Origin of the sequence: Megasphaera paucivorans (genome assembly GCF_900103535.1) — a bacterium.
GTDB lineage: Bacteria > Bacillota > Negativicutes > Veillonellales > Megasphaeraceae > Megasphaera_A > Megasphaera_A paucivorans.
This window is the reverse complement of the sequence record NZ_FNHQ01000029.1, coordinates 17,426-33,349: the sequence shown is the minus strand read 5'-3', so window position 1 is coordinate 33,349 and position 15,924 is coordinate 17,426. Positions and strand designations below refer to the sequence as shown.

General features: G+C 41.8%; 11 protein-coding genes. 10 read left to right on the top strand and 1 reads right to left on the bottom strand.

Annotated elements, in window-relative coordinates; translation table 11 throughout:
- From BLR11_RS14160 to nifJ, 3 genes are all read left to right on the top strand, one after another.
- On the top strand, positions 1-396 hold a 396-nt coding region (locus tag BLR11_RS14160), incomplete at its 5' end, for a bile acid:sodium symporter family protein (RefSeq protein WP_425433757.1).
- Positions 397-488: 92 nt separating this feature from the next.
- Positions 489-1,121, top strand: coding sequence for a CatA-like O-acetyltransferase (locus BLR11_RS11185; RefSeq protein ID WP_091652069.1), 633 nt, complete (start codon positions 489-491; stop codon positions 1,119-1,121).
- Positions 1,122-1,534: 413 nt separating this feature from the next.
- The gene (nifJ, locus tag BLR11_RS11180) at positions 1,535-5,050 is read left to right on the top strand and encodes a pyruvate:ferredoxin (flavodoxin) oxidoreductase (RefSeq protein WP_091652066.1); all 3,516 of its coding nucleotides are present in this window, start codon (positions 1,535-1,537) and stop codon (positions 5,048-5,050) included.
- A gap of 115 nt (positions 5,051-5,165) precedes the next feature.
- On the opposite strand, the gene BLR11_RS11175 is transcribed toward nifJ, so the two are convergent.
- On the bottom strand, positions 5,166-7,016 hold the full coding sequence (locus BLR11_RS11175) for a carbon starvation CstA family protein (RefSeq protein ID WP_176762969.1): 1,851 nt from the start codon (positions 7,014-7,016) through the stop codon (positions 5,166-5,168).
- 489 nt (positions 7,017-7,505) lie between these two features.
- On the opposite strand from BLR11_RS11175, the gene BLR11_RS11170 reads away from it, so the two are divergent.
- The 7 genes from BLR11_RS11170 (at position 7,506) to trpD (ending at position 15,918) form a co-directional block, all read left to right on the top strand.
- Positions 7,506-8,309, top strand: coding sequence for a MerR family transcriptional regulator (locus tag BLR11_RS11170; RefSeq protein WP_091652064.1), 804 nt, complete (start codon positions 7,506-7,508; stop codon positions 8,307-8,309).
- 130 nt (positions 8,310-8,439) lie between these two features.
- Entirely contained in the window at positions 8,440-9,627 is a 1,188-nt protein-coding gene (locus BLR11_RS11165) for a trans-sulfuration enzyme family protein (protein ID WP_091652061.1), read from the top strand.
- Between the two features lie 23 nt (positions 9,628-9,650).
- Positions 9,651-11,222 carry a BCCT family transporter gene (locus tag BLR11_RS11160; RefSeq protein WP_091652059.1) on the top strand — a complete coding sequence of 524 codons (1,572 nt, stop codon included), beginning with the start codon at positions 9,651-9,653 and terminating at the stop codon, positions 11,220-11,222.
- An 88-nt stretch (positions 11,223-11,310) separates the two neighbouring features.
- Complete coding sequence (locus BLR11_RS11155; protein ID WP_091652056.1) at positions 11,311-12,294, top strand: MBL fold metallo-hydrolase; 984 nt, start codon at positions 11,311-11,313, stop codon at positions 12,292-12,294.
- A 549-nt stretch (positions 12,295-12,843) separates the two neighbouring features.
- Positions 12,844-14,325: an anthranilate synthase component I gene (gene trpE, locus BLR11_RS11150; protein ID WP_091652053.1), complete on the top strand. Its 1,482-nt coding sequence runs from the start codon at positions 12,844-12,846 to the stop codon at positions 14,323-14,325.
- Positions 14,309-14,878: an anthranilate synthase component II gene (locus tag BLR11_RS11145; protein ID WP_091652050.1), complete on the top strand. Its 570-nt coding sequence runs from the start codon at positions 14,309-14,311 to the stop codon at positions 14,876-14,878. Before trpE ends, BLR11_RS11145 begins: the two co-directional genes overlap by 17 nt.
- Positions 14,879-14,904: 26 nt before the next feature.
- The gene (gene trpD, locus BLR11_RS11140; RefSeq protein ID WP_091652048.1) at positions 14,905-15,918 is read left to right on the top strand and encodes an anthranilate phosphoribosyltransferase; all 1,014 of its coding nucleotides are present in this window, start codon (positions 14,905-14,907) and stop codon (positions 15,916-15,918) included.
- The last annotated feature ends 6 nt before the right edge of the window (positions 15,919-15,924 follow it).

The following is a 15,924-nucleotide window of genomic DNA, read 5'->3' as shown; positions in this document are numbered from 1 at the left end:
ACGGTAGACCGCCTGGCGGGGATCATCCCGGTAGTATCGGTAGTGGCGATCGTGATGATCATTACGATCGTGGTAGCGTTGAATGCGCAGCGGCTGGCTACGGTGGCAGGGATCGCGGCGCTGGCGGTAGTGCTGCATAACTGTCTGGGGCTGAGCCTGGGATACGGAGTATCGCGGAGTCTGGGACGGATGAGCCACCATAAAAGCAAGGCCGTGGCGTTTGAGATCGGGATGGAAAACTCGGGGCTGGCCGTGGCGCTGGCACTGGCGCATCTGGATCCGATGGCGGCGATTCCGGGAGCCATTTTCAGTGTATGGCACAATTTTTCAGGGTCGATACTGGCCGGCTATTGGGCCAGCCGCAGCGATGACGGTGACAGTGAGGAAGCAAAATAAGCAAGGTATAGATGCAGTTATATATATGATAAACAAGGGCGCCTGGATTCAAGCGTCCTTGTTTAGTATGGGATACGATAAGGAGGGACATAATGGGACAGCAATATGAGGTAATTGATATGCGGAATTGGAAGCGGGCACAACATTGTCAACTATTCCGCAATAGTTTGGAACCGCAGTATTGTGTAAGCTTTGAGTTGGATATTACAAATTTTATTTCAGTTGTTCATGATAAAAAGTATTCTTTTACTTTTGCGTTGATATATGCAATTGCTTCTTGTGCCAATGAAATAGAAGAATTTCGATATCGCTTTATGGGAGAACATATTGTTTTGTATAAACAAATAGATACGGCATTTACTTACTTACATGACAACACGGAACTGTTTAAATTTGTACAGGCTCCGATGCAGTCCTCTCTGGCAGCTTATATTTATGAAACCAAAAAAATAACAGAGGCACAAGCTGCTTATTTTATAAGTCCGCCTAAAAATAATGTTTTTGTATTTTCTCCTATGCCATGGGTATCATTTCGACATATTTCACATACTATTTCAGGAAAAAAAGACAATGCAGTTCCACTTTTTGATTGGGGAAAGTATTATTATCAAAACAACAAGGTATTACTTCCTTTTGCAGTACAAGTGCATCATTCCTTTGTTGATGGTATACATATTGGAAGATTGGCACATAAACTGCAGCGATATATGGATAGTATGATATAAATATAACGTGGACAATGTTTTAGAATAATAAAGAAACATCAAAAATGTACACTATAAAAAGACATATAGATAGGGCGCTGTATTACTTGCTTTTACATTCGATAAAAGAATATCATTCATGCTAAATAAGAAAATAAAATAGCAAAAAAATAGAAAAAAATATTGAATTTTAATTTAATTTTAATAATACTATCCTATACTGAACGGAAAGTAATTTTTTAAATGACAATTGGTAATGAAATATAAAAAATTACGAATTGTATTTTATAATACGTGTCGTATTTCAAGGTGTAATGTAATTAAAAAATGCTGATTGTCTTTTTAGGGAATACTTTACAGCAGGATATTTTAAAGGAAAGGAGCGGAAAAGTACGTAATTAAAAACTTATAAAACAGAATGGAGGAGTTTTTTAATGGGAAAACGAAGAATGAAGACGATGGACGGCAACACGGCAGCAGCCTATGTATCATATGCATTTACAGATGTAGCAGCTATTTATCCGATTACACCTTCATCAGCAATGGCAGAACATATGGATGAATGGGTAACGCAGGGAGTTACCAATATGTTTGGGCAAAAGGTACGTGTTATGGAAATGCAGGCTGAAGGCGGAGCTGCCGGAGCTGTGCATGGGTCACTGCAGGCCGGTGCACTTACAACGACGTATACGGCCTCGCAGGGATTGCTGCTGATGATTCCTAATATGTATAAAATAGCCGGAGAATTATTGCCGGGCGTATTCCATGTAGCCTCCCGCGCACTGGGAACCAATACCCTCTGTATTTTTGGTGATCAGCGGGACGTGATGGCCTGCCGCCAAACGGGTTTTGCCATGCTGGCAGAAGGAAGCGTACAGCAGACCATGGATTTGTCGGCAGTAGCCCATTTGTCAGCGATAAAAGGACGAGTGCCTTTCCTGAATTTCTTTGACGGGTTCCGCACTTCTCATGAAGTACAAAAAATCGAAGTTCTGGAATATGATGAATTATTTAAGCTGGCGGACCATCAGGCAATCAAGGAATTCCGTGACCGTGCGACGTCTCCGGATCATCCGACCATTAAAGGGTCCTTGGAAAATTCCGATGTGTACTTCCAGCAGCAGGAAGTGGCGAACGGATTTTATGAAGCACTGCCGGATATTGTAGAAGAATATATGGAACAAATCACGGAACTGACCGGGCGTGTATATCATCCGTTTACCTATTATGGAGCCGCCGATGCAGACCGTATCATCATTACCATGGGGTCACTTACAGAAGCTGCGGAAGAAACGGTAGATTACCTGAATGCCCGCGGTGAAAAGGTCGGCCTTTTGCGGGTTCATCTCTATCGTCCGTTTTCCTTGAAATACTTCTTTAAATATATGCCGGAAACAGTGAAAAAAGTAGCGGTTCTTGATCGGACCAAAGAAATGGGAGCCCTATGCGAACCGCTGTTTCTTGATGTACAGAGCGCATTTGCTGCACAGAGGCCGGGAGTTTGTATCATTGGCGGCCGGGCCGGTGTAGGCGGCAAAGATACCACGCCGAGTCATATATTGGCCGTGTTTGAAAATCTGAAAAAAGATATGCCGAAGAATCATTTCACATTAGGGATAGTAGATGATGTTACCCACACGTCGCTTCCTATAGGGGAAGATATCGATACGACACCGGAGGGGACGACTGCCTGTAAATTCTGGGGATTGGGTTCTGACGGAACGGTGGGAGCCAATAAAAGTGCCGTTAAGATTATCGGCAACCATACGGATATGTATGCGCAAGCCTATTTTGCATATGATTCCAAAAAATCAGGCGGAATTACCGTTTCTCATCTGCGGTTTGGCAAGCATCCCATTAAGTCGACATACCTTATTGATAAAGCAGCATTTGTTGCCTGCCATAACCAATCCTATGTTTATAAATACAATGTGTTAGCAGGATTGAAAAAGGGCGGTACATTCTTGCTGAACTGTATTTGGACGCCGGAAGAATTGGATCGCGAACTGCCGGCTGCGATGAAACGGTATCTGGCCAAGAATCATATCAATTTTTACACGATTGATGCCGTAGGAATAGCCCAGCGTGTCGGTTTGGGCGGACGGATCAATATGATTATGCAGGCCGCGTTCTTTAAACTGGCGGATATCATTCCGGTTGAAGATGCGGTGCTGTATTTAAAAGATGCCGTTGTCTCTTCGTATGGGAAAAAAGGCGAAAAAGTGGTAAAGATGAATCATGATGCGATTGATAAAGGGGTAGAAGGCATCGTGAAAATCAATGTGCCGGCAGTCTGGGAAAATGCTGCGGAGGCTTCTCAGGAAAGCGAAGCCGTACCGGAATTTATCACAAAAATATTGGAACCGATCAACAAGCAGGAAGGCGACAGTCTGCCGGTCAGTGCCTTTATTGGCTTGGAAGATGGGTCATTCCCGGTAGGTACCTCTTGTTTTGAAAAACGCGGGGTGGCGATCAGTGTGCCGGAATGGGATAAAGATAAGTGCATACAATGCAACCAGTGCTCGTTTGTTTGTCCGCATGCAGCGATCCGTCCGGTTCTGCTTACGGAGGAAGAAACAAAAGCGGCACCGGTGGGATTTGAAACGAAACCGGCTGTCGGTGCGAAAGGATTGAACTTCCGTATAGCCGTCAGTGTGCTGGATTGTCTGGGCTGCGGCAGTTGTGCCGATGTCTGCCCGGCTAAGGAAAAAGCACTGGTAATGAAGCCGCTTGCTTCGCAGGAAAGCAAGGCAGGACTTTGGGAATACGCCATAAAAGAAGTAACGGGTAAAGACAATCCGATGAACAAGTTTTCTGTGAAAGGAAGCCAGTTCGAACAACCCTTGCTGGAATTCTCCGGATCGTGTGCCGGATGTGGAGAAACACCGTATGCTAAACTTGTTACCCAGCTGTTTGGGGATCGGATGATGGTAGCGAATGCTACCGGTTGTTCTTCTGTTTGGTCCGGGAGTGTACCGTCCATGCCGTATACAAAAAATCGAAAAGGACATGGACCGGGCTGGGCGAATTCTCTATTTGAAGACAATGCGGAGTTTGGTTTAGGAATGGTATTAGCGACCGAACAACTGCGGGAAAAGACGGCAATGGATGTACGGGAAGCCATTGATAACGAAAACACGCCGGCAGCGGCCAAAGTAGTATTCCAAGAATGGCTGGATAATAAAGAGGTGACAGAAGGAACACGGGAACGGGCAGATAAGGTAACCGCAGTAGTGGAAGCCGCTAAGGAGCAATGCCCTGTCTGTCAGCGGATTTATGACCGCCGTGACTGCCTGGTAAAAAGAAGCCAGTGGATATTTGGCGGAGATGGCTGGTCCTATGATATCGGGTATGGCGGATTGGATCACGTCTTGGCATCAGGTGCCAATGTCAACGTCCTTGTTTTTGATACGGAAGTATATTCAAATACGGGCGGGCAGTCCTCAAAAGCGACCCCTACCGCAGCAGTGGCTAAATTTGCGGCGGGGGGCAAAAAGACGAAAAAGAAAGATCTCGGGCGCATATTCATGAGCTATGGATATGTATATGTAGCGCAGGTGGCAATGGGAGCGGATAAGGCGCAATGTCTGAAAGCTATCCAGGAAGCCGAAGCGTATCCGGGTCCTTCTCTTGTTATTGCCTATGCTCCCTGCATCAATCACGGCATCAAAGCGGGGATGGGCTGTGCACAGCGTGAAGCGAAGAAGGCAGTAGATGCCGGATATTGGCATTTATACCGTTACAATCCGACGCAGGAAGAAGCAGGAAAGAACGGATTCAGTCTTGATTCTAAAGATCCCGTAGGGAATATAAAGGACTTCCTCATGGGCGAAGTACGCTATTCGTCGCTGAAGACGATGTTCCCTGATACTGCCGATGCGTTCTTTGACAAAACCGCGAAAGACATGGAACAGCGGTTGGAAGCGTATAAAAAACTAGCTGATAAATAATCGACTGCGGATGAATTGTGTGAGCGGTATTTATTTTGAATAAGGCAAGAAAATGCATCATATAAAAATAAGACGCGCCGAAAAAAATCGGTGCGTCTTATTTTTAATCTTGATGTTAATGCATAGCCGGAACTTCAATTCCGTCTTTTTCATTTTGTTTTTTTGTTTCTGCTTCAATTTCAGCACATGTACGCATATCCTGCGGGATCGTCTTGGCGTATCGAATCCAGCTTTTGACAGCTTCTATCATGACAACAGCATCAAGAATCAACATGATGACACTAATCGCAATAAGAAGCCATTTTCCGTTAGGAATGTAATTATAGAAAATATTATCATAATCTGCGTAGACGGTAATGAAACTCATAAAAATACAAGGGATCATAGTAATCAACGCATATCGGCCACGACCATGACGGTAAATGAAAGAAGTTCCGATAGCCAGCGTAACAGCTGATAATAGTTGGTTAGATACCCCAAATAGCGGCCAAATAACTCCTATATTACCTTGTAATACGAGAAAACCCCAGGAAACATTGATAACAATGGAACAAATAATGATGCCAGGCCACCATTCAGCATCTTTGAATTTTGGTGAAAATTTACCAATTAATTCTTGTAAAAGATAGCGGCCGACACGAGATCCGGCATCAATTAAAGTTAAAATAAATAATGCTTCAAACATAATACAGAAATGATACCAGAATCCCATGAATTGGCTCATGCCTGGAATTTGATTAAAGATATCCGCCATGCCGACTGCCAAAGAGACAGCGCCGCCGGGACGATGCATAAGATTTTCTCCAACTTGCTGAGCAAGTACAGGGAGATCTTGTACATGTACCCCTAAAGCAGCAAAGGCTTGCTGTGTGGAATTAATAGCAAAATAATCATTCGGATGGAGACTGGTAGCAGCAATAAGTGCCATCATTGAAATGAAAGATTCCGTGAGCATTGCTCCATATCCAATAGGCAGAATCTGACGTTCGTTTGTTAACATTTTTGGAGTCGTGCCAGTAGATATCAGTGAGTGAAATCCAGATACAGCTCCACATGCAATGGTAATGAAAACGAAAGGAATGACAGAGCCTGTGAGAACAGGGCCTCCACCGGCACAGAACTGAGTAAGTGCGGGCATGCGGATGGTAGGGGCAACGACAATAATGCCGATTGCCAAAGCACCGATAGTACCTATTTTCATATATGTCGATAAGTAGCCTCGTGGTGCCAAAAGTAACCATACAGGTAAAACGGATGCAATAAAACCGTAAACAGCAAGTATAATTTCTAGTTGAGTTAAATTAAATGTAAAATACGGAGCTAATGCAGAGCTAGGAACTTCCGAGCCATAAAAGACAGCAAGTAATACAAGGATGACACCGATAATAGTAGCTTCCTGAATTTTACCCGGGCGCAAGTATTTTAAATATAAACCGACAAAAATTGCAATAGGAATAGTAGAAGCGACCGTAAAAGTTCCCCAGGGACTGTTAAATAAAGAGTTAGCTACAACAACGGCCATTCCTGCTTCTGTAATAATGAGCAGGAATAAAGTGGCAAGCAAAGCACTCATACCAGCCAGACCGCTGATTTCCTCCTTCGTGATTTCGGCAATAGATTTGCCATCATGACGGACAGAAGCCAGCAAGATAACCATATCATGAACAGCTCCGGCAAAAACAGAACCAAATAAAATCCAGAGCATTCCGGGAAGATAGCCAAATTGAGCGGCAATGACAGGACCGACGAGTGGACCGGCACCCGCTATTGCAGCAAAATGCTGACCGAATACGACCCATTTGTTAGTTGGTACATAATCATGTCCATCTTCCAAGCGGATAGATGGAGGGATTTTGTATTGATCTAACGTTAAAACCTTAGCAGCGATGAATGTGCCATAAAAACGATATCCTAATATTAGGAAACACGCGGTGATTATAACTATATAAACACCATTCATTACCATATATAATTCCCCCTTTTATGTGACGGTTTATGATATGACCGTCTTTATATGTGACGGGTTGTAATATACTATGCTTACGAAAAAGGTACAAGCAAATTCGTGTCAATGGGAAAAAAAAGATGATGAAGGGAAATATATGGACGCGAATGGAAATAGATGATAATAATAAATATAATATTTATATAAAATTTTTAAAAATAAAAATAATGATTTAGCACAGTAATGAAATTTTTTTATATTCGTGTAAAGAATTTTACATACTATATAGGGTAAATCAAATCAACAGATACGATGTGGCAATATATAATTATTTTGGAGTATAATAAAAAGAATAGTACACTGTATAGAATGAGTTTTTTAAAACCAATTGCGGTCCTAGTACATAGAAATGGAAATACGGCAGTTGCATTCAGTGTGAAGGTAACCAGAAAAAGCATCGCATAGCAACCTTATGGTAAGGATAAAGTTCAATTTATTTGGGTGGTGTTTATGAAAAAATATTATACGATTGGCGAAACGGCAAAACTTTTGGGAGTTACAACACAAACTTTGCGTCATTATGAAAAAATAGATATTTTGCAGCCATCTTATGTCGATATGGAAACAGGGTATCGGTATTATGAATTCAATCAATTTCACTGTATTGACCGCATTAAGTATTTACAGCATCTGGGACTTCCTCTTTCCGAAATTAGAAATATTATGAAGAAAGGTACGGTAGATGGTCTTTTGCCGGCATTGGAAAACGAATGGCAAACGGCATACCATGAACTTGAACAGATTCAATCACGGATAAAAGACATTGAATGGTATATTAATTATTTTACGTATTTAAGCCAGATGGAGCCGTCTACGGCTTTATATAGGACGCAGCAAGATACCAGGCATGTTATCTATGTTCCTTGTTATGAACAAGATGAACTGGCAGATATGGAAATTCGCCTAGCGGCAGCACGTAGTCTGAAACAATTGCATGCGTTGTCTTATCGGCGGCAGTATGGATATGAATTATCGGTGCCTGATTTGTTTCAATCGATATTCAAGCCGAAAACATATTTTATTTATTTAAAACAGCGGCCTGATTTTTATACCCCGTATTATAAGGAATTGCCTGCAGGAGAATATTTATGTTTTCGTACTAAATTATTACGGGAACAGTGGGATACGAAAGTCCTTCAAACTTTTTTTTCTTCTACCCGCCCAGTGACTGTGATTGGATTGGAGTTTGAGGGAAATTTGGTGGAATATATGGATGCAGAATATGAAATTCAGATGCTGCTGCCACCTGAATAATATATAACGCACTTTCAATTTTTATTGAAAGTGCGTTATTGTATGCAAATAAATCATAATAGATATTCTTGACTCGCTTCTAAGAAGAAGGTCTACGCTTAGGGTATAAAAATTTTGGAGGCGATATACTATGAATTCTGAAGCATCAAGAGAAACTAATATTTTATATGTAGGAAGCGAACCCGCTTTACCTGTTGAACGGCCGGAGACGCCACCGATTTATCATTCGACGGCAAATATTATTGCAGATATGGATGACTATGATTTTGCCAGTAAAGGCGGAAAATACTATTATTGCCGGACTGCCAATCCGAATCGGGACAGTGTGGCGGAAATCGTGTCTTATTTAGAACATGGAGAACAATCTTTAGTATGTGCATCGGGAATGGCAGCTATTTCTACGGCTATATTATCTTTAATCAAAGCCGGAGATAATATTATAGCAAGCCGTTCCATTTATGGCGAAACCATTGAGCTGTTTGAAAATATAGTAAAAAAATTTAATGTTACCGTTACATATGCTGATTTTACCGATGTAAAAAGCGTACAAGCTGCGATACAGCCCAATACTAAAATAGTATATACAGAAATTATTGCGAATCCATTGATTGAGGTAACCGATATTGATGCTATTGTGCAAGCAGCACATAATGCTAACGCCTTGGTGCTGGTGGATAGTACTTTTACAACACCGTTTGCTATACGCCCATTAGAACACGGGGCGGATATCGTTATTCACAGTATGACGAAGTACTTTGGAGGACATAGTGATATTACGGCAGGTTGTATAACTGGATCTCATATAGTAATGAAGAAAATATACGCCGATTATTTATTGTTTGGAGGGTGTCTTGATCCGAATAGTTCTTGGCTTATGCTGCGGAGTATAAGAACGATGGAAATGCGTGTTATGAAGCAATTTGAAAATGCTAAAAAAATTGCGGAAGCCTTGCAGCAGGATAAGCATGTACGGTATGTCAATTATCCGACACTGTCAAATCATCCACAGCATGAGCTGGCGATGAAGTTAATGCCAAAGGGATGTGGTGCTATGCTTAGTTTTCGCGTGGAAGACAGCAGAGATAAAGTAAACGCTTTTATGCATCGATTAAAAATTGTTAAATACCTGGGGACATTGGGCGGTTATCGGACTACGATCGCGCACCCGGCAACGGCTTTCCGCAATGATTTTTCACCAGAAAAATTATTGGAAATGGGAATGGAAGAAGGGCTTATTCGCATTTCTGCCGGAGCCGAAGACAGCGCGGATTTAATTGCTGATTTTAAGCAGGCGTTGAACGTATTTGAAGAAAATTAAATAGTGGTGAGGAGGATAAACCGATGTTGAAAAATATTAATCTGCCGGTAGCCTTGCTTGCTGTCGGCTTGCTCATAGCTATGGTTGTTCCCATGATTATTTCACCAGCAGGAAGTGCTGCTGTTATTAAGATGTTTTATACTGTTATGACATTGGACTTTCCTTGGCTGCTTATGCTCATTGCCTTTTGCAGTGCTATTTTTGCTGTTTTTATTATGTTTTCAAAGTATGGAGATATTCGGCTGGGCGGACCTAATGCAAAACCCCATTATAAAACGTTTTCGTGGGCGGCAATGAATATGTGTTCGGCTGCAGGTGCGGGTATTTTTATTTTTGGTATGGTAGAGTGGATGTATTATGTTAAAACACCGCCATTTGGAGTAACTCCTATGTCCGTACAAGCCTATGAATATGCGTCAGCTTATGGGATGTTTCACTGGGGATTTTCTGCATGGGCAATCTATTTACCTGTTTCTTTAGCCTTGGGTTATATTTTTTGGAATAAAAAAGTAGATTCTCTTAATGTTTCGGATCTTTGTAAAAATGTGCTTACCGGTAATGGCACTTTTGTTAGAATTGTTCGTAAATGCATTGATGGCATCGTTGCCTTTGGCTATATTGGGGGACTTGTTTGTACTGTTGGCTTGGGAACCTCTATTTTAGCCGAATTGGCTGGATATGTTTTTGGATTAGAAGTTACTTTTTCATTGCGGATAGGTGTTATTCTTGTTTTCTGCTTATTCTTTATATTATCTACATCTAAAAGTATTGCAAAAGGTATTAGTGTTATCAGTAATTTTAATATAAAATTAGCGTTGGCATTTTTTGTATTCGTTTTATTCGTGGGGCCGACATCGTTTATTCTGAATAATTTTACCATGGCGATAGGGACTAATCTTCGTGAATTTATTCATATGAGTTTTAATACAGATGCGATTGCACAGACCGGATTTGTACAGCAATGGACGATTTTTTACTGGGCGTGGTATTTAGGCTGTACTATTTCAGATGGGTTATGGCTGGCTCGTGTGTCGTATGGACGAACATTCAGAGAAATTGCAGTAGTTCGTTGTATCTGGACGTCGTTGGCTTGTTGGCTGGCGTTTGCTGTACTGGGAAATTACGGCATGAATTTGGAATTAACCGGAGTGCTTCCCTTGTCTCAGATCGTTGAAGATAGTGGAAATAATATTGCTGTGCTTGCGGTTCTGAAGACATTGCCATTTTCTACGATTGCGATTATTGCATATATGGCTATTGTTTTTATTACACTTGCCTGCGGAGCAACGGCCGCTTCTACGGTGGTGTCTATTTTAACATCCAAAAATCTTAAAAATGATGAAGAACCGCAGAAATGGTACAAGATTTTTTGGGCTTTTCTAGTACTGCTGCTGCCGGTCAGCATACTTTTCTTAGAACATATGGTGCCGGGATTGAATGTTTTGGAAACGATTCAATCGGTAACTACAGTATTTGCGATTCCGATACTATGTGTTATTGTGTTATTACTGATAGCTTTTTATAAAGCATTGAAACAAGATATACAAAATAAAGAACTTCCTGTTGATGACAATAAACGTTTTAAATGGGAATAAATCGGAATGTTGTCTTTTTGTTTTTGTTTATAGCCTGAATGAGGTATAATGAAGCAGTAATCTTAATACCAAAAAAAGGAACATGACTATGATACAGAAACTACATGAACAACCAGATATTTTTCAAATTCAAGTACCGCTGCCAGATAATCCCTTAAAGTATCTTAATTCGTATGTACTTCCCGGTAAAGAACGGACACTTGTTGTTGATACGGGATTCAAGCGCCCGGAATGCCGAAATGCATTGATGACAGGCTTGAAAGAGCTAGCAGTTGATTTATCGAAGGTCGATTTATTTTTGACACATCTGCATGCGGACCATAGCGGTCTTGTCAACGATTTTGTAGCTGCCGGAGCGACCGTGTATATGCATCAAATTGATTATCAATACCTGCAAGATGGGGCGGATGGTTCCATGTGGGCTGCAACAGAGAAAAGATATGCCCAGGAAGGGATGCCGGGCGATGTCATTCGGACGCAGGCAGCCAATCAAGCACGTAAATTTGCACCGGATCCCCACTTCCCGGCAATACTTGTGCAAGACAGACAAATACTACATCTTGCCGATCAGTATATTCACGTTATTCATACACCAGGTCATACAAAAGGGCTTTGTTGTTTATATATCCCGGAACATGAGATCTTTTTTTCCAGTGATCATATTCTCTTTGATATTACACCTAATATTACGATCTGGAATAATATGCAGCATGCTCTCCATACGTATTTGGAAAGTCTGGATAAAGTACGGAATTTTCCAGTAAAACTGGCTCTTCCCGGGCATCGCAAGGGAGATACGTCTGTTGTGGAACGAATCGATAGTATTAAGGCACATCATCGGCATCGTTTAACCGAAACTTGCCAGCTGGTAAGGACAATGCCGGAAGCAACTGCTTTTGAAATTGCAGCGCATATGACATGGTCTATGAGAGGAAAACGCTGGGAAGATTTTCCTATTACTCAAAAATGGTTTGCTCTTGGCGAATGTTTGTCCCATCTTGAATATCTATTGGATGAAGGGACGATACAATGTCGAGATATTGATGGTCTGCATCGATATCGCATGAGATAAGTTAATAGTTCAGGCGATTCTGCGCACTGTGAGTCAAGCCATCTGCTTGAAATGCGGTGCGCAGTTTGATTGTAATGGTATTTGAAAAATTTTCAGTGTATAAATTTTTGTAAAAAACAAAATTTTTAGGACCCGCTATTATTCAGTTTAAAAAATATAATGAGAACGTATTGGCACATACAACTATATTTTTTTGTTGACAAGTTTGATATTTCGGAGTAAGATACATAGCAACAACAAAACATCGTCCATATAAACCTGTGAAGCGGAAGTAAAAACGATGTCGTGCACGTACAGAGAGCCGGGTAGCTGAGAGCCGGCCGGACGCAGCGCGTTAAATGGACCGCCGAGGGTGCAGTGAAAAGGGTGACCTGAGTATTCTGCAACGTGGGGCATACGTCAGTTGCCGGGAATATGTTGGTATTCCGTCGAGTGTAGGGATCAAACCCTAAAACAAGGTGGCACCGCGGGTGAATTATATCCGTCCTTGACAATTTTATTGTCGTGGACGGATTTTTTTTGTTATCTGAATATTGAAGGAGGTTACAGATGCAAATGATGTCACTGGAAGAAATTAAAACGTATGCTGTAAACTACAAAGTTGTACCGATCAGCTGCAGCATGTGTGCCGACGTGCGTACTCCCGTTGAAGTACTGCGTATTTTGAAACATGCCAGTTCCCGCTGTTATATTTTAGAAAGTATGGAGGATGCTAAGCGATGGGGAAGGTATACTTTTCTTGGATATAATCCCCAAATGGAACTTACCTGCAAGGATGGAACGATTCATGTTAAATCAGCAGACGGTACTACGGTTTATACAGAATCACCAGATAGCTGTATCAGAAAAATATTAAAAGAATATGTGTCTCCCCGCATTCCGGAACTGCCTCCTTTTACGGGGGGGCTGGTAGGATATTTTTCTTACGATTATCTTAAGTATAGTGAACCTACTCTTCAAATCCGGTCTGTCGATGATGAAGAATTCAACGATTTTGATCTTATGTTATTTGATAAAGTAATAGTTTTTGATCATCTTAAGCAAAAAATTATTCTTATTGCCAATGTCTGTCTTGATAATGCAGAGGAAAATTATAATAAAGCACAACGTGAATTGAAATTTATGGCGGACCTTATTTGTAACGGCGTGAAGGCTGAATCGGAACCGTTGGTGCTGCATAGCTCGTTTGAAGCATTATTTGATAAAGCCGCATATTGCGCTATGGTCGAGAAAGGAAAGCATTATATACAGGAAGGAGATATTTTTCAAGTAGTGCTTTCTAATCGGCTGCGAGCAGAAGCGTCAGGCAGCCTTTTGGATACCTATCGAGTACTGCGCACCGTAAATCCATCGCCGTATATGTTTTACTTATCGGGGGATGAAGTGGAAATTGCGGGTTCTTCACCGGAGACATTGACACGTCTGCAGGAAGATAAATTATATACCTTTCCTTTGGCCGGGACACGTAAGAGGGGCGCGACAGCAGAGGAAGACGAACAGTTGAAGCAAGAATTGCTGCATGATCCAAAGGAATTGGCAGAACATAATATGCTTGTTGATTTGGGACGAAATGATTTAGGACGGATTAGTGAATTTGGCAGTGTACGTGTTGACACCTATCTTGATATTTTGAAATTTTCCCATGTGATGCATATGGGATCTACTATCAGCAGCCGTATACAAAAAGGGAAAAGTGCTGTTGATGCCATTGGCGCTGTTTTACCAGCCGGTACTTTATCAGGGGCACCAAAAATCAGAGCCTGTCAAATTATAGACGAATTAGAGAATAATAAACGCGGTGTTTACGGCGGCGCTGTTGGCTATATTGATTTTACGGGAAATATGGATACCTGCATTGCGATACGGCTGGCATATAAGATAAAAAATCATGTATGTATTCGGGCTGGGGCAGGGATTGTTGCCGACAGCGTGCCTGAACGGGAATATACAGAATGTTTAAATAAAGCACAAGCGGTGATAACTGCATTGGAGCAGGCAGAAGGAGGGATCGATAATGATATTGCTTATTGATAATTATGACAGTTTTTCTTTTAATCTGTATCAACTGCTGGGACAATTTGATCCTCACATACAAGTTGTCCGCAATGATGAACGAACCGTGAGAGAGATAGAAAGGATGAAACCGAGTCATATTGTTATATCTCCCGGACCGGGCCGCCCCTCATCTGCCGGGATTTGTGAAGAATTAATCCAAAAAGAAGCTGGAAAGATTCCTCTTCTTGGCGTGTGTTTAGGACATCAGGCCATTTGTGAAGTCTTTGGCGGCATTGTTACATATGCTAAAAAGCTTATGCACGGCAAACAATCCTGGGCACATCTTGCTGCGGAAAATTCTTTGTTTCAAGGATTACCTGAAAAAGTAGAAGTCGGACGATACCATTCGTTAGCGGTGGAGCCGGATACGCTGCCTTCAGAATTATCGATAATAGCTGAAACAGACGAACATGAAGTTATGGCAGTTGCCCATCGGGAATTTCCTTTATATGGATTGCAATTTCATCCGGAATCGATTTTAACTCCGATGGGGCCTCTTATTATTGAGAATTTTTTAAAAACACAATAAATGCTGCGGCGTGGGAGGAATTCAATATGATAAAAGAAGCAATACAAAAATTGATTAATCATGAAAATTTGACAATGAATGAAACAATACAAGTTATGGATGAAATTATGAATGGACAGACGACTCAAATTCAGACCGCCGCTTTTTTGACTGCTTTACAAGCAAAAAAAGCTACCATTACAGAAATTACAGCTTGTGCATCCTCCATGCGTGACCATGCATTGAAAATTGAACCGCATATGGATTTATTGGAAATTGTCGGTACCGGCGGAGATGGCTCTAATTCATTTAATATTTCTACTACGGCAGCCTGTGTATGTGCTGCCGGAGGGGCTAAAGTTGCTAAACATGGGAATCGGGCAGCTTCTTCTAAAAGCGGAGCGGCAGATGTGCTGGAGGCATTAGGGGCCAATATTTCTCTTACTCCGGATGCCTGCATTGCATTGCTGAATAGAGTGGGATTATGTTTTTTCTTTGCGCAGTATTATCATCGATCCATGAAATATGTGGGGCCTGTTCGCAAGGAAATGGGAGTTCCTACGGTATTTAATATTTTAGGACCGCTAACCAATCCAGCTCATGCTACACATCAAATTTTAGGGGTATATGACCAAGCTTTGGTAGAACCTATGGCGCATGTTTTGCGGGGACTGGGCGTAAAACGCGGAATGGTGGTTTATGGACAGGATAAACTGGATGAAATTTCTGCTTCTGCGGCAACTACTATCTGTGAATTTGAGGGAGATGATTTTAAAAATTATGTCATCACACCGGAATATTTTGGCTTTACCCGTTGTGCTAAATCCGATTTATGTGGCGGCACGCCGGCTGATAATGCTCGTATTACGCGCGATGTTTTAAGCGGATCTGCAGGACCGCGGCGAACAGCCGTTGTTATGAATGCCGGCGCAGGTCTCTATATTTTTGGCAAAGCAGCAACCCTTGAACAAGGCATGCGGCAGGCAGAAGCGCTTATTGACGGCGGTCAGGCAGCAGCAACATTGGACGCCTTTGTAACGCAAAGTCAGTTAGTTTCGTAAGGAGAA

Excerpts from the sequence above, each read along its gene's own strand:
- BLR11_RS11185 (WP_091652069.1), top strand. The coding sequence starts at position 489 with ATGGGACAGCAATATGAGGTAATTGATATGCGGAATTGGAAGCGGGCA.
- nifJ (WP_091652066.1), top strand. The coding sequence starts at position 1,535 with ATGGGAAAACGAAGAATGAAGACGATGGACGGCAACACGGCAGCAGCC.
- BLR11_RS11175 (WP_176762969.1), bottom strand. The coding sequence starts at position 7,016 with ATGGTAATGAATGGTGTTTATATAGTTATAATCACCGCGTGTTTCCTA.
- BLR11_RS11170 (WP_091652064.1), top strand. The coding sequence starts at position 7,506 with ATGAAAAAATATTATACGATTGGCGAAACGGCAAAACTTTTGGGAGTT.
- BLR11_RS11165 (WP_091652061.1), top strand. The coding sequence starts at position 8,440 with ATGAATTCTGAAGCATCAAGAGAAACTAATATTTTATATGTAGGAAGC.
- BLR11_RS11160 (WP_091652059.1), top strand. The coding sequence starts at position 9,651 with ATGTTGAAAAATATTAATCTGCCGGTAGCCTTGCTTGCTGTCGGCTTG.
- BLR11_RS11155 (WP_091652056.1), top strand. The coding sequence starts at position 11,311 with ATGATACAGAAACTACATGAACAACCAGATATTTTTCAAATTCAAGTA.
- trpE (WP_091652053.1), top strand. The coding sequence starts at position 12,844 with ATGCAAATGATGTCACTGGAAGAAATTAAAACGTATGCTGTAAACTAC.
- BLR11_RS11145 (WP_091652050.1), top strand. The coding sequence starts at position 14,309 with ATGATATTGCTTATTGATAATTATGACAGTTTTTCTTTTAATCTGTAT.
- trpD (WP_091652048.1), top strand. The coding sequence starts at position 14,905 with ATGATAAAAGAAGCAATACAAAAATTGATTAATCATGAAAATTTGACA.